This window comes from Arthrobacter sp. ZGTC131, assembly GCF_002929275.1.
Classification (GTDB): Bacteria; Actinomycetota; Actinomycetes; order Actinomycetales; family Micrococcaceae; genus Arthrobacter.
This window is the reverse complement of the sequence record NZ_PJIK01000108.1, coordinates 1-527: the sequence shown is the minus strand read 5'-3', so window position 1 is coordinate 527 and position 527 is coordinate 1. Positions and strand designations below refer to the sequence as shown.

Genomic DNA, 527 nt, shown 5'->3' with positions numbered 1-527 from the left:
TACGACCTCTGCGGGCAAGATCTGAACATTTGCTGGGGAGACGCGGGCATACACTATGTCACCGATGGCGTGGTGCCCGCTGCCCTTAGTCGGTACGAATACGTCAAGTTCGGAGCCATCGACAAGGCGTACCGCGTAGCGGATGCTGCTGCCCTGGAAACCGCTCACGCGAATGGTTCCTTCCCATTCGTTCTCGACTCCCTTGGGCTCGCTGCTCAGGATGAAATCCTCGGCACGAATGCACATCCTTACTTCGCCGGATGCAAGCGTCCGCTGCTGGCTCCGGACGATGGAATTAGTATTGGCAACTTGTGCGGTGACGGATCCATCGGCTGCTTTTTCCGCGGTACAGCCAAAGATATTCGAGACGCCCAGGAAATGAGCGATTTCTGCGCTGGCTGGGGCCCCGTACATTTCAGTCGGTCCGCCAATCTGCACAATGCGGCCCTTCTGCATCAGGGAGATACGGTCAGCAAGCGCGAAGGCTTCGGACTGGTCATGGGTCACATAGACCGTGGTCAGCCCGA

1 protein-coding gene is annotated in these 527 nt (G+C 58.1%); it reads right to left on the bottom strand.

What is annotated here, in order from left to right; all coding sequences use genetic code 11:
* A partial coding sequence (locus CXQ90_RS21910; protein WP_146068978.1) for a TOBE domain-containing protein occupies positions 1-527 on the bottom strand: 527 nt, incomplete at both ends.